The 21,561-nt window shown below is 57.1% G+C and carries 24 protein-coding genes, 1 tRNA gene and 1 pseudogene; 15 read left to right on the forward strand and 11 right to left on the reverse strand.

What is annotated here, in order from left to right:
- Positions 1–72 precede the first annotated feature (72 nt).
- Both AAER43_RS19515 and AAER43_RS19520 read left to right on the forward strand, forming a co-directional pair.
- Positions 73–693: a TIGR04211 family SH3 domain-containing protein gene (locus AAER43_RS19515; protein WP_014885272.1), complete on the forward strand. Its 621-nt coding sequence runs from the start codon at positions 73–75 to the stop codon at positions 691–693.
- A 60-nt stretch (positions 694–753) separates the two neighbouring features.
- Positions 754–1,995 (forward strand): multifunctional CCA addition/repair protein, encoded by a 1,242-nt coding sequence (locus AAER43_RS19520; protein WP_050861953.1) that lies wholly within the window; start codon positions 754–756, stop codon positions 1,993–1,995.
- A gap of 13 nt (positions 1,996–2,008) precedes the next feature.
- On the opposite strand, the gene bacA is transcribed toward AAER43_RS19520, so the two are convergent.
- Both bacA and folB read right to left on the reverse strand, forming a co-directional pair.
- Positions 2,009–2,830 (reverse strand): undecaprenyl-diphosphate phosphatase, encoded by an 822-nt coding sequence (bacA, locus tag AAER43_RS19525; RefSeq protein WP_014885274.1) that lies wholly within the window; start codon positions 2,828–2,830, stop codon positions 2,009–2,011.
- Positions 2,831–2,935: 105 nt separating this feature from the next.
- On the reverse strand, positions 2,936–3,304 hold the full coding sequence (gene folB / locus AAER43_RS19530) for a bifunctional dihydroneopterin aldolase/7,8-dihydroneopterin epimerase (RefSeq protein ID WP_014885275.1): 369 nt from the start codon (positions 3,302–3,304) through the stop codon (positions 2,936–2,938).
- A 107-nt stretch (positions 3,305–3,411) separates the two neighbouring features.
- Here folB and plsY point away from each other — a divergent pair, with 107 nt between their 5' ends.
- The 9 genes from plsY (at position 3,412) to ureG (ending at position 9,623) form a co-directional block, all read left to right on the forward strand.
- Entirely contained in the window at positions 3,412–4,026 is a 615-nt protein-coding gene (plsY, locus tag AAER43_RS19535) for a glycerol-3-phosphate 1-O-acyltransferase PlsY (RefSeq protein ID WP_014833311.1), read from the forward strand.
- Positions 4,027–4,137: 111 nt separating this feature from the next.
- A complete protein-coding gene (locus AAER43_RS19540) occupies positions 4,138–4,965 on the forward strand; it encodes an urease accessory protein UreD (RefSeq protein ID WP_023338794.1) in 828 nt (275 codons plus the stop codon).
- A gap of 10 nt (positions 4,966–4,975) precedes the next feature.
- Complete coding sequence (locus tag AAER43_RS19545) at positions 4,976–5,278, forward strand: urease subunit gamma (protein ID WP_003862556.1); 303 nt, start codon at positions 4,976–4,978, stop codon at positions 5,276–5,278.
- Positions 5,279–5,288: 10 nt separating this feature from the next.
- On the forward strand, positions 5,289–5,603 hold the full coding sequence (locus AAER43_RS19550; RefSeq protein WP_014885277.1) for an urease subunit beta: 315 nt from the start codon (positions 5,289–5,291) through the stop codon (positions 5,601–5,603).
- The gene (ureC, locus tag AAER43_RS19555; RefSeq protein ID WP_014885278.1) at positions 5,596–7,299 is read left to right on the forward strand and encodes an urease subunit alpha; all 1,704 of its coding nucleotides are present in this window, start codon (positions 5,596–5,598) and stop codon (positions 7,297–7,299) included. The genes AAER43_RS19550 and ureC overlap by 8 nt, the downstream gene beginning before the upstream one ends.
- 9 nt (positions 7,300–7,308) lie before the next feature.
- On the forward strand, positions 7,309–7,773 hold the full coding sequence (gene ureE / locus AAER43_RS19560) for an urease accessory protein UreE (RefSeq protein WP_014885279.1): 465 nt from the start codon (positions 7,309–7,311) through the stop codon (positions 7,771–7,773).
- Positions 7,774–7,782: 9 nt separating this feature from the next.
- On the forward strand, positions 7,783–8,322 hold the full coding sequence (locus AAER43_RS19565) for a HupE/UreJ family protein (RefSeq protein WP_014885280.1): 540 nt from the start codon (positions 7,783–7,785) through the stop codon (positions 8,320–8,322).
- On the forward strand, positions 8,322–8,996 hold the full coding sequence (locus AAER43_RS19570; RefSeq protein ID WP_014885281.1) for an urease accessory protein UreF: 675 nt from the start codon (positions 8,322–8,324) through the stop codon (positions 8,994–8,996). Before AAER43_RS19565 ends, AAER43_RS19570 begins: the two co-directional genes overlap by 1 nt.
- 9 nt (positions 8,997–9,005) lie before the next feature.
- On the forward strand, positions 9,006–9,623 hold the full coding sequence (ureG, locus tag AAER43_RS19575) for an urease accessory protein UreG (RefSeq protein ID WP_014885282.1): 618 nt from the start codon (positions 9,006–9,008) through the stop codon (positions 9,621–9,623).
- A gap of 87 nt (positions 9,624–9,710) precedes the next feature.
- Here the strand turns inward: ureG and tsaD are convergent, their stop codons facing one another.
- Positions 9,711–10,724, reverse strand: coding sequence for a tRNA (adenosine(37)-N6)-threonylcarbamoyltransferase complex transferase subunit TsaD (gene tsaD / locus AAER43_RS19580; RefSeq protein ID WP_014885283.1), 1,014 nt, complete (start codon positions 10,722–10,724; stop codon positions 9,711–9,713).
- Positions 10,725–10,960: 236 nt separating this feature from the next.
- Between tsaD and rpsU the strand changes: the two genes are divergently transcribed.
- From rpsU to rpoD, 3 genes and pseudogenes are all read left to right on the forward strand, one after another.
- Positions 10,961–11,176, forward strand: coding sequence for a 30S ribosomal protein S21 (rpsU, locus tag AAER43_RS19585; RefSeq protein ID WP_001144069.1), 216 nt, complete (start codon positions 10,961–10,963; stop codon positions 11,174–11,176).
- A gap of 115 nt (positions 11,177–11,291) precedes the next feature.
- Positions 11,292–13,096: pseudogene (dnaG, locus tag AAER43_RS19590) on the forward strand (DNA primase).
- Positions 13,097–13,191: 95 nt separating this feature from the next.
- Positions 13,192–15,036, forward strand: coding sequence for an RNA polymerase sigma factor RpoD (gene rpoD, locus AAER43_RS19595; RefSeq protein WP_014885285.1), 1,845 nt, complete (start codon positions 13,192–13,194; stop codon positions 15,034–15,036).
- A 526-nt stretch (positions 15,037–15,562) separates the two neighbouring features.
- Here the strand turns inward: rpoD and mug are convergent.
- A complete protein-coding gene (gene mug, locus AAER43_RS19600) occupies positions 15,563–16,069 on the reverse strand; it encodes a G/U mismatch-specific DNA glycosylase (RefSeq protein ID WP_050861928.1) in 507 nt (168 codons plus the stop codon).
- Between the two features lie 125 nt (positions 16,070–16,194).
- Here mug and AAER43_RS19605 point away from each other — a divergent pair.
- A tRNA-Ile gene (locus AAER43_RS19605) sits at positions 16,195–16,270 on the forward strand.
- 83 nt (positions 16,271–16,353) lie between these two features.
- On the opposite strand, the gene AAER43_RS19610 is transcribed toward AAER43_RS19605, so the two are convergent.
- From AAER43_RS19610 to AAER43_RS19640, 7 genes are all read right to left on the reverse strand, one after another.
- A complete protein-coding gene (locus tag AAER43_RS19610; protein WP_032635529.1) occupies positions 16,354–16,554 on the reverse strand; it encodes an ogr/Delta-like zinc finger family protein in 201 nt (66 codons plus the stop codon).
- 67 nt (positions 16,555–16,621) lie between these two features.
- Entirely contained in the window at positions 16,622–17,776 is a 1,155-nt protein-coding gene (locus AAER43_RS19615; RefSeq protein WP_050861927.1) for a phage late control D family protein, read from the reverse strand.
- The gene (locus tag AAER43_RS19620; RefSeq protein WP_050861926.1) at positions 17,773–18,237 is read right to left on the reverse strand and encodes a phage tail protein; all 465 of its coding nucleotides are present in this window, start codon (positions 18,235–18,237) and stop codon (positions 17,773–17,775) included. The genes AAER43_RS19615 and AAER43_RS19620 overlap by 4 nt, the downstream gene beginning before the upstream one ends.
- 11 nt (positions 18,238–18,248) lie before the next feature.
- Positions 18,249–20,528: a phage tail tape measure protein gene (locus AAER43_RS19625; RefSeq protein WP_050861925.1), complete on the reverse strand. Its 2,280-nt coding sequence runs from the start codon at positions 20,526–20,528 to the stop codon at positions 18,249–18,251.
- The gene (locus tag AAER43_RS19630; RefSeq protein WP_023616176.1) at positions 20,521–20,640 is read right to left on the reverse strand and encodes a GpE family phage tail protein; all 120 of its coding nucleotides are present in this window, start codon (positions 20,638–20,640) and stop codon (positions 20,521–20,523) included. The genes AAER43_RS19625 and AAER43_RS19630 overlap by 8 nt, the downstream gene beginning before the upstream one ends.
- 32 nt (positions 20,641–20,672) lie before the next feature.
- Complete coding sequence (locus AAER43_RS19635) at positions 20,673–20,981, reverse strand: phage tail assembly protein (RefSeq protein WP_032635522.1); 309 nt, start codon at positions 20,979–20,981, stop codon at positions 20,673–20,675.
- A gap of 55 nt (positions 20,982–21,036) precedes the next feature.
- On the reverse strand, positions 21,037–21,555 hold the full coding sequence (locus AAER43_RS19640; protein ID WP_050861924.1) for a phage major tail tube protein: 519 nt from the start codon (positions 21,553–21,555) through the stop codon (positions 21,037–21,039).
- Between the last annotated feature and the right edge of the window lie 6 nt (positions 21,556–21,561).

A 21,561-nucleotide genomic window follows, 5' to 3' on the forward strand; every position in this document is an offset into this window, starting at 1 on the left:
TGACGAATGCTTTGCGTAGAGACACTGTTGCCACTACTATCGTTCCACTATTTATGAAAATAACGACTAATGATGCTTAAATTACGCCTGATTGGACTTACTTTACTCGCTTTTAGCGCCGCAACCGCAGTGCACGCTGAAGAGAAGCGTTACGTTTCTGACGAACTGAACACCTGGGTACGCAGTGGCCCCGGAGATAATTATCGCCTCGTGGGCACGGTGAATGCCGGCGAGGAAGTCACCCTGTTACAGACCAACGCGGACACCAACTATGGTCAGGTTCGCGACAGTACCGGTCGTACTTCCTGGATCCCGCTGAAAGAGCTGAGCACCGTACCAAGCCTGCGCACGCGCGTTCCGGATCTGGAAAACCAGGTGAAGACCCTGACCGACAAGCTGAACAACATCGACGGTACCTGGAACCAGCGCACCGCAGAGATGCAGCAGAAAGTGGCACAGAGCGACAGCGTGATTAACGGTCTGAAAGAAGAGAATCAAAAACTCAAAAATGAGCTGATCGTCGCGCAAAAAAAGGTAAACGCCGCGAATCTGCAGCTTGATGACAAGCAGCGCACCATCATCATGCAGTGGTTTATGTATGGCGGCGGCGTGCTGGGCGTGGGTCTGGTGCTGGGTCTGGTCCTGCCGCATCTTATCCCAAGCCGCAAGCGTAAAGACCGCTGGATGAACTAATTCGTCTTCTCTGCCAGACTTACGTATCATTCTGGAAAAGAGAAAACGGGAGAGTTGGGCGTGAAGAGTTATCTGGTCGGTGGTGCGGTACGTGATGCGTTGTTAGGTCTGCCGGTCAAAGATAAAGACTGGGTCGTCGTTGGCGCCACCCCGGAAGAGATGCTCGACGCGGGCTACCAGCAGGTAGGCCGCGATTTTCCCGTGTTTCTTCATCCGCAAAGCCGCGAAGAGTACGCTCTGGCGCGTACCGAACGGAAATCCGGCTCCGGCTATACGGGTTTCACCTGCTACGCCGCGCCGGACGTGACGCTGGAGCAGGATTTGCTGCGCCGCGATCTCACCATTAACGCCCTGGCACAGGACGAAAACGGCCAAATCATCGATGCCTACGGCGGGCGGGATGACCTGCGCAACCGTCTTTTACGTCACGTCTCCCCGGCATTTTCTGAAGATCCGCTCCGCGTTCTGCGCGTGGCGCGCTTTGCCGCGCGTTACGCCCATCTGAGCTTCCGCATTGCGGATGAGACGATGGCGCTGATGACGGCCATGACCGAGGCGGGCGAATTAGAACACCTGACGCCGGAGCGCGTCTGGAAAGAGACGGAAAATGCCCTGACCACCCGCAACCCACAGGTCTTTTTCCAGGTCCTGCGTGACTGCGGCGCACTAAAGGTGCTGTTCCCTGAAATCGACGCGCTGTTTGGCGTACCCGCGCCGGCAAAATGGCATCCGGAAATTGATACCGGTGTGCACACGCTGATGACGCTGAGCATGGCGGCCATGCTCAGTCCTGAAGTAGACGTGCGTTTTTCCACCCTCTGCCACGATCTCGGCAAAGGCTTAACGCCGAAAGAATTCTGGCCACGGCATCATGGTCACGGCCCGGCAGGCGTAAAGCTGGTAGAAGGGCTTTGTCAGCGCCTGCGCGTGCCGAATGAGATCCGTGACCTGGCAAAACTGGTCGCTGAATTCCACGACCTGATCCACACCTTCCCGATCCTGAAACCCGCCACTATCGTGAAGCTGTTCGATAATATCGACGCCTGGCGCAAGCCGCAGCGCGTGGAGCAGATCGCACTCACCAGCGAAGCCGACGTTCGCGGCCGCACCGGGTTTGAAGCATCCGATTACCCTCAGGGGCGACTGCTGCGCGAAGCGTGGATTGTGGCAAAAGCGGTGCCGACGAAAGACGTTGTCGAGGCAGGATTTAAAGGCCCGGAAATTCGTGAAGAGCTGACGAAACGGCGAATTGAGGCCGTAACGGCGTGGAAGGAAAAACGTTGCCCTCAGCCGAAAGACTGAGGGCAGTGGGTCATCAGAAGAAGACCACGTAAACGGCAGCCGCGACAATAAAGCGGTAGATCGCGAACGGAATGAACGAGATACGCTTAATCAGCTGCAAGAAGGTTTTGATGGCAATCAGCGCCACGATAAAGGCGGTGACAAAGCCCACGGCAAACATCGGAATGTCACCCGTGGTCAGGAAGCCAATGCTTTTGTAGAGATCCAGCGCGGTGGCGCCCATCATCATTGGCACCGCCAGCAGGAACGAGAACTCCGACGCCGCGTAACGGCTCACGCCCATCAACATCCCGCCGGAAATCGTTGCCCCAGAACGGGAGAAGCCCGGCCACAGCGCCAGACACTGGAAGCAACCAATGATAAATGCCTGACGATACGTCATATCGTCCAGCCCTTCCGCACGCGGGGTTTTAGGCTTCAGCACTTCGGCAGCAATCAGCAGGAAGCCACCGACCACCAGCGCGTACATCACGTTAATAGGGTTAAACAGCGATTTGATGGCATCGTGGAAAACCAGGCCCAGCACCACTGCGGGGATCATCCCGAGCAGAATATGAATGAGCGTCAGGCGCCCCGAGCCTTCGCCTTCACGCTGCGGCAGACGGCCAAAGTGGATGCCGATCAGGCCAAACAGGCGACGCCAGAACATCACGACCACCGCCAGAATAGAACCGAGCTGAATGACGACTTCAAACGTCTTTGCGGTATCGCCTTCAAAGCCCAGCAGATGGCCAACGATAATCATATGGCCCGTACTGGAAACTGGCAAAAACTCCGTCAATCCTTCGACCACACCCAGTATTGCCGCCACCAGCAGCGAGTGCATATCGCTCATCTATAAACCCCTAAAAAGATATAAAAAAACGGTCGCCCCAACGGCTCCCGTGAAAGATACAGCTATAAGACCGATATAACCTAAAATGGTTTAGCAATTATGACGTTAAATCTTACCTTTCAGATTTGTGCCACGCTCGATAATCACGCCCACATTGGCCGCACGCGCTACCGCTCCCGGCTTGCTCAGCTTGATGCGCACCCACGGTGAGTTGAATTTGGTCAGCAGCAGTTCCGCCACCTCTTCCGCCACACGTTCCACCAGCGCAAAACGCTGTCCTTCCACATGGCCGATGACCGTTTCACTGATGTCGGCGTAGCTCAGACAGTCATTCACATCATCGCTTTTTGCTGACTTGCGGTTGTCCCAGCCCATTTCGATATCGAACACTAACTTCTGCTCGATGGTCTGTTCCCAGTCGTAAACACCAATTGTGGTGATTACCGAAAGTTGCTCTATAAATACAATATCCATCACGACCTGCCTGCTTTTTGGCTAAACCGGATACCACTTCCGGCGAATTATGCGTATTATCCACAGATGCTGAGAATACAGATACATTTTCAAAACGGAACAGCGTTATGAGTGCAATCGCGCCTGGAATGATCCTCCTCGCCTATCTTTGCGGCTCAATCTCCAGCGCCATTCTGGTCTGCCGCATTGCCGGGTTACCTGACCCGCGTGAAAGTGGTTCCGGGAATCCGGGAGCGACCAACGTACTTAGAATTGGCGGCAAGGGAGCAGCCGTAGCGGTTTTGATTTTTGATGTTCTGAAAGGGATGCTACCCGTCTGGGGCGCTTATGCGCTGGGCGTCACGCCGTTCTGGCTGGGGCTCATTGCGATTGCGGCCTGCGTCGGCCACATCTGGCCCGTTTTCTTCGGTTTTAAAGGTGGTAAAGGCGTTGCAACCGCCTTTGGCGCTATCGCCCCTATCGGCTGGGATCTTACCGGCGTAATGGCGGGCACCTGGCTGCTCACCATCTTGCTGAGCGGTTATTCCTCGCTCGGCGCCATCGTCAGCGCGCTCATTGCCCCGTTTTACGTCTGGTGGTTCAAACCCCAGTTCACCTTCCCGGTGTCAATGCTCTCCTGCCTGATCCTGCTGCGTCATCACGATAATATTCAGCGTCTGTGGCGTCGTCAGGAGACCAAAATCTGGACGAAGCTCAAGCGAAAGAAAAAAGATCCGGAGTAAAACGCGCAACGCCGGCAGCAGAAAACGTATCCATAAGCGACTCATATGACAGCCTTCATTTCCGCCAGGGCATACTGAAACGTATCCCGATGGTGTGGAAATGGATGCAGCATGTTAGCAGCTCAGGTCACTGATAATACGTATAAAGGCTGGCAGGCATCGCTTGCCCTGCTGTTTTGTCACACCCCTGAGAAAACCCTCCTGCACGCCGCCCACCACGTCGGGCCGCTCACCGTTCAACGCCCGTTTTATCCCGAAGGGGAAACCTGTCACCTCTATTTACTGCATCCGCCCGGCGGCATTGTGGGCGGCGATACGCTGGACATTTCCGTTCGGCTGGACGCCAAAAGCCACGCGCTTATCACCATGCCCGGCGCCAGTAAGTTCTATCGCAGCAGCGGCCCGCAGGCCTGTCTGAATCAACACTTTTATCTCGATGATGGATCCACGCTGGAGTGGCTGCCGCAAGATACCATCCTCTTTCCCGGTGCCAATGCCGCACTGCGCTCCGTCTTCCACCTGAAGGCCTCCAGCACGCTGCTGGCGTGGGAGTTGTATTGCCTGGGTCGCCCGGTAATCGGTGAAACCTTCAGCCACGGCACGCTGGAGAGCCGCCTTGAGGTCTGGGTAGACGATGAACCGCGCCTGATTGAGCGTCAGCACCTGAGCGACGGCGATCTTGCGCCCGTTGCCGGACATCCGTGGCTCGGCACGCTGCTGTTCTATCCGGCCGGGGAAACGCATCTTGATACGGTCCGCGAGCGCCTCGCACCGCTGGGAAATTATGCAGGTGCAACGCTTACCGACGATCTGCTGTCGGTGCGTTTCCTCTCCCACGATAACCTGATTTGCCAGCGGGTGATGCGCGACATCTGGCAGTCGCTTCGCCCGCTTCTCACCCCTAAAAATGCCTGTTCGCCGCGTATCTGGCAGACATAAGAGAAACGTTATGGAACTGACCCCCAGAGAAAAAGACAAGCTGTTGCTGTTCACCGCCGCGCTGGTTGCCGAACGCCGCCTTGCGCGCGGGGTTAAGCTCAATTATCCAGAATCGGTCGCGCTGATCAGCGCCTTTATTATGGAAGGCGCGCGCGATGGCGAAACCGTCGCCTCGCTGATGGAAGCGGGTCGTCACGTTCTGACGCGCGACCAGGTAATGGAGGGCGTACCGGAGATGATCCCGGATATTCAGGTGGAGGCCACCTTCCCGGACGGCTCCAAGCTCGTCACAGTCCACAATCCGATCGTCTAAGGAGCACGTCATGATCCCTGGCGAATACCAGATCCAGCCCGGCACGGTTGCCCTCAACGTCGGGCGTGAAACCCAACAAGTGATTGTTGAAAACCACGGCGACAGGCCGATACAGGTCGGATCGCACTATCACTTTTACGAGGTCAACCCGGCGCTGAAGTTCGACCGGGAAGCCACCAGAGGCTACCGGCTGAATATTCCGGCAGGCACCGCCGTGCGTTTCGAGCCCGGCCAGAAGCGGGAAGTCACGCTGGTACAGGTGACGGGCGCGCAGCGTATTTTCGGGTTTCGCGGCGAGGTGATGGGGGAGGTGAAAAATGGCTGACATTTCACGCCGGGCGTATGCCGATATGTTCGGCCCCACCACCGGCGATAAAGTGCGGCTGGCCGACAGCGAGCTATGGATCGAAGTGGAAGACGATCTCACGGTCTACGGTGAAGAGGTCAAATTCGGCGGCGGAAAGGTGATCCGCGACGGTATGGGCCAGGGGCAGATGACCGCCGACGACTGCGTGGATCTGGTGCTCACCAACGCGTTGATCGTCGATCACTGGGGGATCGTGAAAGCCGATATCGGCGTCAAGAACGGGCGGATCTTTGCCGTCGGTAAAGCCGGTAACCCGGATATTCAGCCCGGCGTGACGATCCCAATCGGCGCCGCAACGGAAGTGATTGCCGCCGAAGGGAAGATCGTGACCGCGGGCGGGATCGACACCCATATTCACTGGATCTGCCCGCAGCAGGCGGAAGAGGCGCTGGTTTCCGGCGTGACCACCATGATCGGCGGCGGCACCGGCCCTGCGGCGGGCACCAACGCCACCACCTGCACGCCAGGGCCGTGGTACATCGCGCGTATGCTGCAGGCAGCCGATACGCTACCAGTGAATATCGGCCTCCTCGGCAAAGGTAATGGCTCTAACCCGGACGCCCTGCGCGAGCAGGTCGCGGCTGGCGCTATTGGGCTGAAGATCCACGAAGACTGGGGCGCAACGCCCGCGGCGATCAACTGCTCGCTGGAGGTTGCCGAAGAGATGGATATTCAGGTGGCGCTGCACAGCGACACGCTGAACGAGTCCGGGTTTGTCGAGGACACGCTGGCCGCGATTGGTGGGCGCACCATCCACACCTTCCATACCGAAGGCGCGGGTGGCGGCCATGCGCCGGATATTATCACCGCCTGCGCGCATCCGAATATTCTGCCCTCCTCCACCAACCCGACGCTGCCCTACACGGTGAACACCATCGACGAGCATCTCGACATGCTGATGGTCTGCCACCACCTCGACCCGGATATTGCCGAGGACGTGGCGTTTGCCGAGTCGCGCATTCGCCGGGAGACCATCGCCGCTGAAGACGTGCTGCACGATATCGGCGCGTTCTCGCTCACTTCGTCAGATTCACAGGCCATGGGCCGCGTGGGAGAAGTGATTATCCGTACCTGGCAGGTTGCGCACCGCATGAAGGTCCAGCGCGGCGCCCTGCCGGAAGAGACCGGCGATAACGACAACTTCCGCGTGAAGCGCTATGTCGCTAAGTACACCATCAACCCGGCGCTGACCCACGGCATCGCCCATGAGGTCGGTTCCATTGAGGCGGGCAAGCTGGCGGATCTGGTGGTCTGGTCACCGGCGTTCTTCGGCGTCAAACCTGCCACCATCGTCAAAGGCGGAATGATCGCCTGCGCGCCGATGGGCGATATTAACGCCTCGATCCCCACGCCGCAGCCGGTGCATTACCGCCCGATGTTTGGCGCGCTGGGTGCCGCGCGCCACGCCACCCGGCTGACGTTTATCTCCCAGGCCGCCAGCGCGAACGGCGTCCCGCAGCAGCTCAATCTGCAAAGCGCCACGGCGGTGGTGAAAGGCTGCCGGACGGTGAAGAAGACCGACATGATCCACAACGGTTTACTGCCCAATATTACCGTCGATTCGCAAACCTACGAGGTGCGCGTCGACGGTGAACTGATAACCAGCGAACCGGCCGACGTTCTGCCGATGGCGCAACGCTATTTCCTGTTCTGAGGAGTGATGATGATCTATTTAACCCAACGCCTGGACCACGCGCACCCGATTACCGCCAGCGTCACGCTGCCGATTGACGTGCGGGTGAAAAGCCGCGCCCGCGTGGCGCTGAACGACGGCCGCGAAGCAGGGCTGATGTTGCCGCGCGGCCTGCTGCTGCGCGGGGGGGACCTGCTGACGACAGACGACGGTAGTGAGGTCATCGAAGTGATCGCAGCGGCAGAGTCGGTCTCCGTGGTGCGCTGCGCCGACCCGTTCCTGCTCGCCCGCGCCTGCTACCACCTGGGCAATCGCCACGTGCCGCTGCAGATCATGCCCGGCGAACTGCGCTATCACCACGATCACGTTCTCGACGACATGCTGCGCCCGTTCGGGCTGGAGGTGACCTTCGACTCCCTGCCGTTTGAACCGGAAGCGGGCGCCTATGCCAGCGATGCCCACAGCCATAGCCACTCTCACGCTCATTCACATTAAGGATTAATTATGCGCAAGCTCCTACCCCTGTTACTGCTGGCCTTTTCCGTTCCGGCGCTCGCCCATCCAGGCCACGGTGCCGACAGCTTCCAGGCCGGTTTTTTCCATCCCCTGACCGGGCTCGATCACCTGCTGATGCTTACCGGCGCGGGCGTGCTCTCGGCGCTGAGTGGCCGCAAACTCCTGCTACCGTTTGCCACTCTCGGGATGATGCTCGTTGGCGCTGTTGCAGGCAGTCTGCTCGGCGGATTTAGCGGCATGGAGATGCTGATTATCGCCTCGCTGGCGGTCTGCGGCGTGATGATGTTTAAAACTGAAAACCGTCTGCTGCTGGCGGTACCTGCTCTGGCGATGTTCCACGGCTGGGCACACGGTGTGGAGATGTCCGGCCACAGCTTCTGGCTCTTCACCAGCGGGTTTATGTTCGCCAGCGCCACGGTGCTGTGCGCCAGCTTCGCGGCAGGTTTACTGCTGCGCCGTCATGACGGCCTGCGTAAAACGTTCGGCGGTGGGTTGATTGTCTCTGCCCTGCTGGCGTTGATGAGCTGATGGAGCACGCCCGCCAGTGGCTGCGCCTGATGCAGCTCTCCAGCAGTAGCCTGCCGGTTGGGTCGTTTACCTGGTCGCAGGGGCTGGAGTGGGCGGTAGAGGCAGGCTGGGTCACGAATGCCGACGCCTTTAAACGCTGGCAAATCCAGCAGATGGAGCAGAGCTTTTACTGCGTCGATCTGCCGCTCTTTACTCGCCTGTATCTCGCCTGCGAACAACAGGATTGGGTGGCGGCAAAACGCTGGACGGCATACCTGCTCGCCTGCCGGGAAACGCGCGAGCTGCGCGATGAGGAGCGCAACCGTGGCGCGGCCTTTACGCGCCTGATTAAAAGCTGGGAGCCTGACTGCCCGACTGAATGGCTGACACTGTGTATGCAGAGCCAGCTCTGCGGCATGGCGTGGCTCGGCGTGCGCTGGGGCATTGGCGCGCGCGAACTGGCGCTCAGTCTCGGCTACAGCTGGATTGAGAGCGCGGTGATGGCGGGCGTTAAGCTGGTGCCGTTTGGGCAGCAGGCGGCGCAGCAGTTGATTATCGACCTGAGCGACCACTTCGCCGCCGGGTTCGAAGAGGCATTTTTACGTGACGACGACGCACTGGGCGCAGCCACGCCGCTGTCTGCCATCGCCTCCGCGCGCCACGAAACACAATATTCACGACTATTCCGTTCCTGAGGAGCCAACATGGCTGATTACAAACATCCCCTGCGCGTCGGCGTCGGCGGCCCGGTAGGGTCGGGTAAAACCGCCCTGCTGGAAGCGCTCTGCAAGGCAATGCGCGATACATATCATCTTGCGGTAGTCACTAACGATATCTACACCAAAGAGGATCAGCGCATCCTGACCGAGGCGGGCGCACTGGAGCCAGAGCGCATTGTTGGCGTGGAGACCGGCGGCTGCCCGCATACCGCCATCCGCGAAGATGCCTCGATGAACCTGGCGGCGGTGGAAGCGTTAAGCGAGAAATTCGGCAATCTGGACCTGATCTTCGTCGAAAGCGGCGGGGATAACCTGAGCGCGACGTTCAGCCCGGAACTGGCGGATCTCACTATCTACGTGATAGACGTGGCCGAAGGGGAAAAAATCCCGCGTAAGGGCGGGCCGGGGATCACCAAATCTGACTTTCTGGTGATCAACAAAACCGATCTCGCGCCCTACGTGGGTGCGTCGCTCGACGTGATGGCGCGCGATACCAACCGCATGCGTGGCGAACGTCCGTGGACGTTTACCAATCTGAAAGCGGGTGACGGTCTGGCGACGATTATCGCGTTTCTGGAAGAAAAAGGGATGTTGCGGGTGTAATGCGGTTTATCGCCGGGTGGCGGCTTCGCCTGACCCGGCCTACGGTTTTTGTAGGCCCAGTAAGCGCAGCGCCACCGGGCAAAAAACTCACGCCTCAGGCAGTTCCGCCAGCGGCCAGCGCGGACGCACGGACACGCTCAGGTCAGACGTTGCCCCCGCGTTAAGACGCACCATCCCGGCGTAAGCGATCATCGCGCCGTTATCGGTACAGAACTCTGGACGGGCATAAAACACTTCCCCGCGACGCTTTTGCATCATCTCAGCCAGCTTCGCGCGCAGCGTGCGGTTGGCGCTGACGCCGCCCGCCATCACCAGACGCTTAAAGCCGGTCTGATCCAGCGCGCGCTTGCACTTGATCATCAGCGTATCGACCACCGCATCTTCGAACGCGCGGGCGATATCGGCACGGGTCTGTTCGCTGTCGTCGTTATTACGAATCGTATTCGCCGCGAAAGTTTTCAGCCCGGAGAAGCTGAAGTCCAGCCCTGGACGGTCGGTCATCGGACGCGGGAAGACAAAGCGCCCTTCCGTTCCCTGCGACGCCATTTTCGAGAGCATCGGGCCGCCAGGATAATCCAGCCCCAGCAGCTTGGCGGTTTTGTCGAACGCTTCACCGGCGGCGTCGTCGATCGACTCGCCCAACAGCGCGTATTTGCCAATGCCCGTTACGCTAATCAGCTGCGTATGACCGCCGGAAACCAGCAGCGCAACAAAGGGGAACTCAGGCGGATTCTCTTCCAGCATCGGCGCCAGAAGGTGACCTTCCATATGGTGAACCGGAATGGCCGGCACGTCCCACGCGAACGCCAGCGAACGGCCTACCGTCGCGCCAACCAGCAGCGCGCCCACCAGACCCGGACCCGCGGTATAGGCCACGGCATCAATATCAGTTGAACGTAACCCGGCCTCTTTCAGCGCCGCCTGAATCAGGGGAACCGTTTTACGCACGTGGTCACGAGAGGCCAGTTCCGGCACGACGCCGCCGTAGTCAGCGTGCAATTTCACCTGACTATACAGTTGGTTGGCCAGAAGGCCTTTTTCGTCGTCGTAAATGGCGATGCCGGTTTCATCGCAGGATGTTTCAATACCCAGTACACGCATGACTTGTTTTACCTCGTTTCACTACCGCGCAGTGTAGAGCCTGGGCGGGGTGATGTAAAACTTTGTTCGCCCCAGGAAGAAGGCTCGTGTATACTCCTCACCCTTATTAAAGTCCCTTTCAAAATCGCATCGGTGCTTTACAAAGCAGCAGCATTTGCAGTAAAATTCCGCACCATTTTGAAATAAGCTGGCGTTGATGCCAGCGGCAAACCGAATTTATTAAAGGTGAGAGTTACATGCCGGTAATTAAAGTACGTGAAAACGAGCCGTTCGACGTAGCACTGCGTCGCTTCAAACGTTCATGCGAGAAAGCAGGTGTTCTGGCTGAAGTTCGTCGTCGTGAGTTTTATGAAAAACCAACGACCGAACGTAAGCGCGCTAAAGCTTCCGCTGTGAAACGTCACGCGAAGAAACTGGCTCGCGAAAACGCACGCCGTACTCGTCTGTACTAATCGCTTGAGGGCTTCAGTCCTCAATTGACAGACAGAGTAGTAGTCGTAAGGCCGTGCTTCCGGAAGGAATGCGCGGCTTGTTTTCGTTTATAAGTCGCTTAAATTTTTGGGGCATATGGCCGGAAGAATCCCACGCGTTTTCATCAACGATCTGCTTGCCAGAACCGACATCGTCGATCTCATCGACGCGCGGGTAAAGCTGAAAAAGCAGGGCAAGAACTACCATGCGTGCTGTCCGTTCCATAACGAAAAAACCCCCTCTTTCACCGTTAACGGTGAAAAGCAGTTCTACCATTGCTTTGGCTGTGGCGCACACGGTAATGCCGTCGATTTTTTGATGAACTACGACAAGCTCGAGTTCGTTGAAACCGTCGAAGAGCTGGCGGCGATGCATAACCTTGAAGTGCCGTATGAAGCAGGCAGTGGGCCAAGTCAGATCGAGCGCCATCAACGGCAAACGCTGTATCAACTGATGGATGGCCTGAATTCGTTTTACCAACAGTCTCTTAAGCACTCTGCGGCTGAGCCTGCGCGTCAATACCTGACAAAGCGCGGACTGAGCGACGATGTGATTGCGCGCTTCGCTATTGGTTACGCCCCGCCCGGCTGGGACAACGTGTTAAAACGTTTTGGCGGCAATAGCGAAGATCGTAAGTCTCTCATCGACGCAGGCATGCTGGTCACCAACGACCAGGGACGAAGCTACGACCGCTTCCGTGAACGGGTGATGTTCCCGATCCGCGATAAGCGTGGCCGGGTGATTGGTTTTGGTGGTCGCGTGCTGGGTGATGCCCTGCCGAAATACCTCAACTCCCCGGAAACCGATATTTTCCATAAGGGCCGCCAGCTTTACGGTCTTTATGAGGCGCAGCAGGATAACGCGGAACCTCCGCGTCTTCTGGTCGTCGAAGGCTATATGGACGTTGTCGCGCTGGCGCAGTACGACATTAACTACGCGGTGGCGTCATTAGGAACGTCCACGACGGCAGACCATATCCAGCTGCTGTTTCGCGTCACCAACAACGTGATTTGCTGTTACGACGGTGACCGCGCAGGACGCGATGCCGCCTGGCGTGCGCTGGAAACGGCGCTACCGTATATGACCGACGGGCGTCAGCTACGCTTTATGTTCCTGCCGGATGGCGAAGATCCGGATACGCTGGTGCGTAAAGAGGGCAAAGCGGCGTTTGAAGCGCGGATGGATCAGGCTCAGCCGCTCTCCACGTTTCTGTTTAACAGCCTGATGCCGCAGGTGGATTTAAGTACCCCTGACGGGCGCGCGCAGCTCAGTACGCTGGCGCTGCCGTTAATCAGCCAGGTGCCCGGCGAAACGCTGCGTATCTATCTGCGTCAGGAGTTAGGCAACAAGCTCGGCATTCTGGATGACAGCCAGCTTGAACGTTTAATGCCTAAACAGGCTGAAAACGGCACGGTTCGCCCCGCGCCTCAGCTAAAACGCACAACCATGCGTATACTGATAGGGTTACTGGTACAAAACCCCGAACTTGCTCCGCAAGTGCCATCGCTGGCGGGTTTGAACCACGAAAAATTGCCCGGACTTGGCTTATTTTCAGAACTGGTCAACACGTGTTTGTCTCAGCCAGGTCTGACCACCGGACAACTTTTAGAACATTATCGCGGCACAAAAGAGGCCGCTACCCTTGAAAAATTGTCGATGTGGGACGATATAGCAGATAAGGACATTGCAGAAAAAACGTTCACCGACTCGCTCAACCATATGTTTGATTCGATGCTTGAGTTGCGCCAGGAAGAGTTGATAGCTCGCGAGCGCACGCACGGCTTAAGCAGCGAAGAACGCCGGGAACTCTGGATGATTAACCAGGAACTGGCGAAGAAATAAAAAAATTTAACGGCTTAAGTGCCGAATATCGATCGGGAAGCCCCCGGCAGCCGCACTGAGAGGCAGCGGCAAAAATATAAGTACGCCCTCGCTTTAAAGGTTGGCAGCCCCATCGCCGACACCAATCAAACGAATTAAGTGTGGATACCGTCTTATGGAGCAAAACCCGCAGTCACAGCTGAAACTTCTTGTCCAACGCGGTAAGGAGCAAGGCTATCTGACCTATGCCGAGGTCAATGACCATCTGCCGGAAGATATCGTCGATTCAGATCAGATCGAAGACATCATCCAAATGATCAATGACATGGGCATTCAGGTGATGGAAGAAGCACCGGATGCCGATGATCTGTTGCTGGCTGAAACCTCCAACAATACCGACGAAGATGCGGAAGAAGCTGCCGCACAGGTACTGTCCAGCGTTGAATCTGAAATCGGGCGTACCACTGACCCGGTCCGCATGTACATGCGTGAAATGGGTACCGTTGAACTGTTGACCCGCGAAGGCGAAATTGACATCGCAAAACGCATCGAAGACGGGATCAACCAGGTTCAGTGTTCTGTTGCCGAATACCCTGAAGCGATCACCTATCTGCTGGAGCAGTACGATCGCGTTGAAGCGGAAGAAGCGCGCCTGTCTGACCTGATCACCGGTTTTGTTGACCCGAACGCGGAAGAAGATCTGGCGCCTACCGCGACTCACGTTGGTTCCGAACTGTCTCAGGAAGAGATGGATGACGACGAAGACGAAGATGAGGAAGAAGACGACGACAGCGCGGACGATGACAACAGCATCGACCCGGAACTGGCGCGTGAGAAGTTTGCCGAGCTGCGTACCCAGTACGAAGTCACGCGTGACACCATCAAAGCGAAAGGCCGCAGCCATGCCGCCGCGCAGGAAGAGATCCTGAAACTGTCTGAAGTATTCAAACAGTTCCGCCTGGTGCCAAAACAGTTCGACTACCTGGTAAACAGCATGCGGGTGATGATGGATCGCGTACGCACCCAGGAACGCATCATCATGAAGCTGTGCGTTGAGCAGTGCAAAATGCCGAAGAAGAACTTTATCACCCTCTTCACCGGCAACGAAACCAGCGAAACCTGGTTCAACGCCGCTATCGCGATGAACAAGCCGTGGTCTGAAAAACTGCACGACGTGAAGGACGATGTCTATCGTGGTCTGCAGAAGCTGCATCAGATTGAAGAAGAGACCGGCCTGACCATCGAGCAGGTCAAGGACATCAACCGTCGTATGTCTATCGGTGAAGCGAAAGCCCGCCGTGCGAAGAAAGAGATGGTTGAGGCGAACTTGCGTCTGGTTATCTCTATCGCCAAGAAATACACCAACCGTGGCCTGCAGTTCCTGGATCTGATCCAGGAAGGCAACATCGGTCTGATGAAAGCGGTAGATAAGTTCGAATACCGTCGTGGTTACAAGTTCTCCACCTACGCTACCTGGTGGATCCGTCAGGCTATCACCCGCTCTATCGCGGATCAGGCGCGCACCATCCGTATTCCGGTGCATATGATTGAGACCATCAACAAACTCAATCGTATCTCCCGCCAGATGCTGCAGGAGATGGGCCGTGAGCCAACGCCGGAAGAGCTGGCTGAGCGCATGCTGATGCCGGAAGACAAGATCCGTAAAGTGCTGAAGATCGCCAAAGAGCCAATCTCCATGGAAACACCAATTGGTGATGATGAAGATTCGCATCTGGGTGATTTCATCGAGGACACCACCCTCGAGCTGCCGCTGGACTCTGCCACCACCGAGAGCCTGCGCGCAGCGACGCACGACGTTCTGGCCGGCCTGACCGCCCGTGAAGCAAAAGTGCTGCGTATGCGTTTCGGTATCGACATGAACACCGACCACACGCTGGAAGAAGTGGGTAAACAGTTCGACGTGACCCGCGAACGTATCCGTCAGATCGAAGCGAAGGCGCTGCGTAAGCTGCGTCATCCAAGCCGCTCTGAAGTGCTGCGTAGCTTCCTGGACGACTAACCTGTCCTGACAGTGAAAAAGCTCCCAATCGGGAGCTTTTTTTTTGTGTATTCCATCTTCCTGTGGGTTGTGGGATCCCAGTAATTTATAAGCAGAAGCAATAACGTTGTTTCAGAGCGAATGCAGGCTCTCAGCGATGCTCTGATCCGGCTGTAAATCGCTGAGGCGTTTTCTGCAGGCCGGGGCGAGGCGCATGGATGCGCCGAGAGGGCGGGCTTTACAGGGACGTTACCTCCGCCCGTCCCCGATAAGCCGGAAGGAATAAGCCGAGGGCACCGCGAAGCGGCGATTTACCGCCGGGAGCCCGGGTCGCCAGGGTGGTGGCGCCTGAGCCACCCTGGCACGTTCACAGGTCATGTCGTGACAGAGTAGCAAGGAACATAAAGTGAACGGAATGATCACCACAGCCGTATATTCCCCTCACCCTAACCCTCTCCCCGGAGGGGCGAGGGAACTGTTCCGTGCTGCTATAACGTTGTGGGGATCCCTTAGTCATGTGAGGTGAGGGCGTCAGGCCGCAGAGCCCCTAAAGCCCTCGCACCATTAGCGCCTCATCCAGCTCCCGATACGCCTCCACCAGCTTATCCAGCGTTGCCCTGTTAAGCCTGCTTGGATTCGGCAGCACCCACACCTGCGTCACGCCGATGGTAATGCTCTGCTTACCCCATTTAGCGCCGCGCTGGCTGAACGCCTGCTCGTAGGCCTGCTTGCCGAGGATCGCCAGCGCTGCGGGCTGATAGTCCTCTATCTTTTTGACCAACTCCCGTCCGCCGCTGCGGAGCTCATGCAGATTGACCTCGCTCGCCTGCACCGTCGGGCGCTCGACAAGCATAGTAATGCCGCAGCGCGTATCCAGCAGGTGCTGTTCCTCTTCGGGCCTGAGTAATCTGTCGGTAAACCCGGCCTGGTGGATCACTTTCCAGAAGCGATTGCCCGGATGGGCGAAGTGAAAGCCGGTGTGCGCCGAGGACTTACCCGGGTTGATTCCGCAGAACACCACCCGCAGGCCAGGGGCCAGAATATCGTTGATCATTTTTACTCCCGATCAATCCATCGTAAGGGAAGTATAAAGGATTGATTATGCATTGTTTATAAAAACAGCAGGCAGGTGTGAATGGCTGGATTGCTGTAGAGAGTTACTTTATAATTCACCGCCACGGCCCCTTAGCTCAGTGGTTAGAGCAGGCGACTCATAATCGCTTGGTCGCTGGTTCAAGTCCAGCAGGGGCCACCAAATTTTAGCTTTAAAATCAAAAATTTAAGCCACTCAAATGAGTGGCTTTTTTTATTGATTATTTTGAGCAGGTGGCGTAGCCGCTAACTGCGCGCCAGTGAAGCCGTTCGGACACTCTCAGAGGCGCCAGGCGTCGCAATCAGACGCTCCACGGACTCCATCGTCACGAACGTACAGCTGCAGTCCACATTGGTACACTGGTGGTAGCGCTCTTTGGTATTTTCACTGAGATAGCGACTGGTACGCGCATGCGCTGAATGCTTGCACTTAGGACAATGAAACATGTACCCCTCCACTTGATTCACATTTTGTGAATCAATAATACCCAAAATAAAACCAATAGCAACTACATTACTCACTATCAACAGTAAATTTTTCGTCGCTGACGTTCAGCTCAAGCTTAAGCTGCGTGGTAAATCCGCTATCGTTGAGGGTATGCACCACCTCGCTGATGATCCACGCCTGCTCGTCAATGACGCGTTTAAAACCGTTTACCAGCACCGGCGTTTCGGGGAACAGATCGGCGCGTCCCAGCGCAAGCTGGATGGAAAACTCCACGGTTCCCCGCTGAAGCGCGCGCCACTTCGCCTCTGCAGCCCTGAGCGCCTGTTCTTCAGAGGCATAAACCGTGGTGAGCTCAAATACGTTCTCCGCCGATCCCACCAGCCTCTCTTGCGGTTTCTGCTCCTTGCCTGCTGCTCCCGCTACCGGTGCGGCGGCATCCGGGTGCTGCAGTGCTTCTGTCTGCTGCCCTCCGGACTGACGATTAATACTCAATTGAGGATTTTGTTGTTTGGGGTCACGCGTTTGCAGCCATTTGGCCGTTACGCCGGAATAATTTTCACGGTCAGTTATGGAAAAAAGGTGCTTATCGCCATCCCCACGTTCAATCATCATTAAGGAAAGCGGAGTGCCGCTGGCCGTCACGGCCTGGCCCGCTTTCATAAAGATAATCTTCCCGGCTTTGATTGAAACAAATGCTCCATTACGTTCAGCAAGGCGGGAGAGGAAGGCCGCGTCTGTCTCCTGAGACTGGTCAATATGAGAGATGGCGATGGATGCAAGCCCCGACGCGACGCTGGCGGTCAACTGGTTACGCTGAGCGATGGTATCGACTATCGCGCCAATCGTCATGTCATGCCACGACTGTTCGCGCCGCACGTTTAGCTTTCCACGAAAATCTGCGCTGAATCCCTGGATGGTCAGCGTGTCCGGCGCGCCCCGGAAATGAATCGCATCAATCGTAAAGTCCCCTTTCTCCTCGAGCGGGGTTCCCTCCCATCCCAGCCATAAGGACAGCCTTGCCCCCCGGGCAGGCAAGTCCAGCAGCCCGTCGGAATCATCCAGCAGAATATCCAGCTGATCGGCTTCCAGCCCCCGTTTGTCGGTCATGGTCAGGCTGATAAGACGATGGCTGAAATTTTGCGTGATATCACGATCGTCAAGCTTAAGCATAAAATCAGGGGCGATTTTTCCACCCGCCCGGATATTCATTTCGGTGATCATCCCACCAGCCCTCCAATGCTATTCCGTGCGCTTTCCACCAGCTCTGAGGCCTGCGTTCGCAGGTCGCCAAACGTCGTCATCAGCGATTCGTCCACGCGTTTTAGCGACAGGGTAAACTCAATTTTTCGGGCGGTACCGTCACTGTAAAAATCCGAATGCGTGTGCGTGACTTTCTCAATGACAAACATGCCGTGAATGATGCCGGTACCGTCTATCAACGGCCATGCCCGTCCTTCATTCGCCATCAGCTCAACCGCCTTGAGAGAAAGTCGCCCTCCCGTGAGTTCCGGGTAAAGTAACCCGGTGAGGGTAAAAGATGTCTCGCCTTCGCCAAGATACTGCCAGGCTTTGGGTTTCCCGATGCGATCGTTGGACGCCCAACGGTAGTCCTTTGTAAACTGCATTGTCTGATACGGTAAGGTTCGTCGTTCAAAGACAAACAGCCCCAGCACCATTAACATTTTCTCTCTCCTCAACCATATATATAGCTGGATTGCTGCCGTCTCATTTTTTCACGTTCACTATTCTCTATGGCCTCACGAATTTGACGAGTCAGATCCGTTCCGGAAGAGATGTCACCCTGCAGCGTGATGTTATATTCGCTTTTACTCTGATCGACGTAAGAACGACCTGCAGCAGCAACGGTTGGCTGATACCCCAGGCTGCCGCCATAGAACCCCGCGCCTGGAACAGACGAACTGCCTACTGGAGGAGATGCCGCTTCTGCTTTTGCCGCTGCGGTGTCGAGATTATCCGACTCACTTTTGATAATACCGAGCTTCTCCAGCAGCCAGCTGGCCTTGCCACTCAGGCTGTTAAAGAGATTCAGCGGTGCCATTAGCGCCTCTCCCAGCGCCTGCCCAAAAATCACGCCTGCATTTTTACAGCCATCCAGCGTTTCCTGCGTCGCCTTAATCGGCGAGATCAGGTCAGTGAACCACTGCCAGATACCGCCCACCTTCTCCGAGATAGCATCAAATACCGTCATCAGCGGTGAGAACAACTCGCCTAACGGTGCGAAGGCCGCCGAAAGCCCCTCCATCACGCCGCCAAAGAAGGCGCTGATGGGCTCCCAGTATTTGAAAATGAGTAATGCACCTGCGGCAATCGCTGCACCAAGGGCGATAACCGGCCAGCTAAGGGCTCCCAGTACCGTCATGATGGCCCCGCCCACCACGCTGAATACCGTTCCCAACATCCCGGCTGCGGTAATGACCATATTGACGCCCGTCAGAACCGGGCCGATAGCCATACCAACTCCCCCCAGTACGCCTGAAAACGCCTGCGCGCCGACAACGATGCTGGCGAGGGTCTGCGTTAACGCGGGGTTGGCATTCACCCAAAGGGAGGCCGTGCTAAGCCAGCCGGTTGCGGTTGTTATCAGTTTACGCAGAGCACCATCCGCTTTATCGAACACGTCAATCTTCAACCCGCTCCACGCGGCCTGGAATCGGTTGATATCGCCGTCAAGATTATCGGTCTGCACGGACGCCGCAATCGCGGTACTGCCTTTTGCCCCCTGCAACTGCTGGCGTTTTTCATCAAGCGATCCATCACCCGCAGCGGAAGCCAGCGCCCCCGCGGCTTTTATGGCATCCGGCGTCTGAACGTGACGCAACATCGCGCTGAGCGCGTCCCCGGCGGCGGCGCCTTTCATCCCTTTTTCCGCCAGAACGCCCAGCAGCGCGGTGGTCTCTTCAAGCCCCATACCGGATGCATCCGCAGCGGGCGCAGCGGAGGTGACGGCCGCCACCATCTCAGCGAGGCTGGTATTTGAAGAGGTAGAACCGCGCGTAAGCACATCTGCGATGCGTCCCGCGTCCGTATCGGCCAGGCTATACGCGGCCTGCGTGCTGGCGATCATATCGGCCGCTTTAGCCGCGTCGACACTCCCCGCCAGGCTGAGGTTGACCGTTGGCGCGGTGGCCGCAAGCAGCCCATCGGCGTCATAGCCTGAACGAGTCAGTTCGGTTTGTGCCCGAAGGACCGTATCTGCAGGTACTCCGGTCCTGGCGCTGACCTCCCGCGCCTGCTGGCGAATCGCCTCAAGCCGGGAATCCCCCTTCGCCAGGCCAAGGTTTGCCTGAATGGCCGACATCTGCTTTTCAAAGCTGATGCCAGGCGCCATAAACCGGGACGTCTGGTCAAAGCCCGCTTTTGCCATGCCCACCCCCGCAGTCGCCAGCTGGTTCACCCGCGCGACAACGCGTTTGCCTGACTCGTAGCGGTTCTGAACGGTACTCAGTCTCTCCTGCTGCTGATTGACGCGAGCCAGCGCATCCCGCTGTCGGTTAAGCTGCTGCGTTTTTTCACTGATATGGGTTCGTAAACGACGCTCATCCGACGAGAGCGTGCGCGTGTTTATGCCTGCCTGTGTGAGTTCAGCGCGCTGACGCTGAACCGAGTAGCGCAGGTTGTTGTACTCAAGCTTAAGGTCGGCTGCCGATTTTCGGGCTGCGGACAATGCATCAGCCTCTGCCTGGGTGGGGTTTTGCGTGTTTTTAAACTGCACCGCCAGCGCCGCGGCCTGCTGTTTCGCCCGGGCAACAGACTGCTCAGTCATGGCGAGCCGGGCGTTTGCTTTCCTGAAGCCATCAATCCGCCCCGCCTGCTCATCGAGCACCCCCAGCGCCGTCTGTGAATCACGGATATCGCTTGCGAGGGTGCGGCTCGCGTTATGGAGAGCGTTAAGCGGTCGGGTTGCCCGGTCGACTGCCTTAAGCAGCTCCTGAAGTCTGACATTATTACTCATGGTGGTTTCCGCTTCGCTGCAGCGCTTTTTCGCGCCATAAGAGGAGTTCGGTCACGCTCAGGGAGTACAGCTCTGACGGCGGCCAGTGAAAGATCACCGCGATATCCGCCATCAGATCGTCGACCGACAGGTTTTCGGGAAATTTCAGCGAGCCGAAGCCGGTGACAAAAAACCGATCACCTTACCTGCAAAAGAGAGCAGATCGCAGGCATCCAGGCGCGCGACCTCATGCTCGGTCAGTGCTGGTGAGGTCATTCGCGGCAGCACCTTGATCAACGCATCGACATCGGATTGCGCCAGCGACGCCAGCGATACCCCACGCAGGGTTCCCGCATTGGGTTTTGCAACGGTCACTTTTTCAATTTTTTGCTCGCCGCGCAAAACGGGGCTATCAAGCGTGACGATGTGTGGGTTTTCACTTTCGTTCATGGTGGTCTCGTTGATATTTTCCATTTCGATACTCTTAGAAAGTTAACTTACCGGCCGGCGATCCCGGCCGGTTAAAGGGTTACAGGCCGATGGCCTTACGGTGTTCCGCCAGGCGATCAACGCCATCGACTTTCAGCACCATGTTGATGATGTCGATTTCAATGATCTCTTTGCCATCGATGGTCAGCTGGTAGTACGCGCACTCGGTGGACATCTTGGTGGTGCCGCTCTCGCCCTGCTTGTTTTCACCGCCATCAAACTCTTTGTGACGGCCGCGCATGACGATTTCGACGGCGGAGATTTCGCCGGTATCATCGCGCTGATAAGAGCCGGTAAAGCGCAGAGGCACGCTGTCCGCGCCCGGAGAGGCATACTGTGCCCACAGCGCGGCGTCCGGCAGACCGCCAACGGTCCACTCCAGCGCCAGGGCATCATCGTCCAGGCCAAGGTCAACAGAGACCGAGCCCGGCATGCCGCCACCGCGATACTTCTCCAGCTTGCGGGTAAGTTTGGGTAAGGTGACAGACTCAACAACGCTCATATAGCTCAGGCCATCGTTGAACATATTCAGATATTTCAGTTTGCGTGGTAACGCCATGCTTCA

This window comes from Enterobacter sp. FUJ80071, from assembly GCF_038739915.1.
Classification (GTDB): domain Bacteria; phylum Pseudomonadota; class Gammaproteobacteria; order Enterobacterales; family Enterobacteriaceae; genus Enterobacter; species Enterobacter kobei.

Excerpts from the sequence above, each read along its gene's own strand:
- AAER43_RS19515 (WP_014885272.1), top strand. The coding sequence starts at position 73 with ATGCTTAAATTACGCCTGATTGGACTTACTTTACTCGCTTTTAGCGCC.
- bacA (WP_014885274.1), bottom strand. The coding sequence starts at position 2,830 with ATGAGCGATATGCACTCGCTGCTGGTGGCGGCAATACTGGGTGTGGTC.
- folB (WP_014885275.1), bottom strand. The coding sequence starts at position 3,304 with ATGGATATTGTATTTATAGAGCAACTTTCGGTAATCACCACAATTGGT.
- plsY (WP_014833311.1), top strand. The coding sequence starts at position 3,412 with ATGAGTGCAATCGCGCCTGGAATGATCCTCCTCGCCTATCTTTGCGGC.
- AAER43_RS19540 (WP_023338794.1), top strand. The coding sequence starts at position 4,138 with ATGTTAGCAGCTCAGGTCACTGATAATACGTATAAAGGCTGGCAGGCA.
- AAER43_RS19545 (WP_003862556.1), top strand. The coding sequence starts at position 4,976 with ATGGAACTGACCCCCAGAGAAAAAGACAAGCTGTTGCTGTTCACCGCC.
- AAER43_RS19550 (WP_014885277.1), top strand. The coding sequence starts at position 5,289 with ATGATCCCTGGCGAATACCAGATCCAGCCCGGCACGGTTGCCCTCAAC.
- ureC (WP_014885278.1), top strand. The coding sequence starts at position 5,596 with ATGGCTGACATTTCACGCCGGGCGTATGCCGATATGTTCGGCCCCACC.
- ureE (WP_014885279.1), top strand. The coding sequence starts at position 7,309 with ATGATCTATTTAACCCAACGCCTGGACCACGCGCACCCGATTACCGCC.
- AAER43_RS19565 (WP_014885280.1), top strand. The coding sequence starts at position 7,783 with ATGCGCAAGCTCCTACCCCTGTTACTGCTGGCCTTTTCCGTTCCGGCG.
- AAER43_RS19570 (WP_014885281.1), top strand. The coding sequence starts at position 8,322 with ATGGAGCACGCCCGCCAGTGGCTGCGCCTGATGCAGCTCTCCAGCAGT.
- ureG (WP_014885282.1), top strand. The coding sequence starts at position 9,006 with ATGGCTGATTACAAACATCCCCTGCGCGTCGGCGTCGGCGGCCCGGTA.
- tsaD (WP_014885283.1), bottom strand. The coding sequence starts at position 10,724 with ATGCGTGTACTGGGTATTGAAACATCCTGCGATGAAACCGGCATCGCC.
- rpsU (WP_001144069.1), top strand. The coding sequence starts at position 10,961 with ATGCCGGTAATTAAAGTACGTGAAAACGAGCCGTTCGACGTAGCACTG.
- rpoD (WP_014885285.1), top strand. The coding sequence starts at position 13,192 with ATGGAGCAAAACCCGCAGTCACAGCTGAAACTTCTTGTCCAACGCGGT.
- mug (WP_050861928.1), bottom strand. The coding sequence starts at position 16,069 with ATGATCAACGATATTCTGGCCCCTGGCCTGCGGGTGGTGTTCTGCGGA.
- AAER43_RS19610 (WP_032635529.1), bottom strand. The coding sequence starts at position 16,554 with ATGTTTCATTGTCCTAAGTGCAAGCATTCAGCGCATGCGCGTACCAGT.
- AAER43_RS19615 (WP_050861927.1), bottom strand. The coding sequence starts at position 17,776 with ATGATCACCGAAATGAATATCCGGGCGGGTGGAAAAATCGCCCCTGAT.
- AAER43_RS19620 (WP_050861926.1), bottom strand. The coding sequence starts at position 18,237 with ATGTTAATGGTGCTGGGGCTGTTTGTCTTTGAACGACGAACCTTACCG.
- AAER43_RS19625 (WP_050861925.1), bottom strand. The coding sequence starts at position 20,528 with ATGAGTAATAATGTCAGACTTCAGGAGCTGCTTAAGGCAGTCGACCGG.
- AAER43_RS19630 (WP_023616176.1), bottom strand. The coding sequence starts at position 20,640 with ATGGCGGATATCGCGGTGATCTTTCACTGGCCGCCGTCAGAGCTGTAC.
- AAER43_RS19635 (WP_032635522.1), bottom strand. The coding sequence starts at position 20,981 with ATGGAAAATATCAACGAGACCACCATGAACGAAAGTGAAAACCCACAC.
- AAER43_RS19640 (WP_050861924.1), bottom strand. The coding sequence starts at position 21,555 with ATGGCGTTACCACGCAAACTGAAATATCTGAATATGTTCAACGATGGC.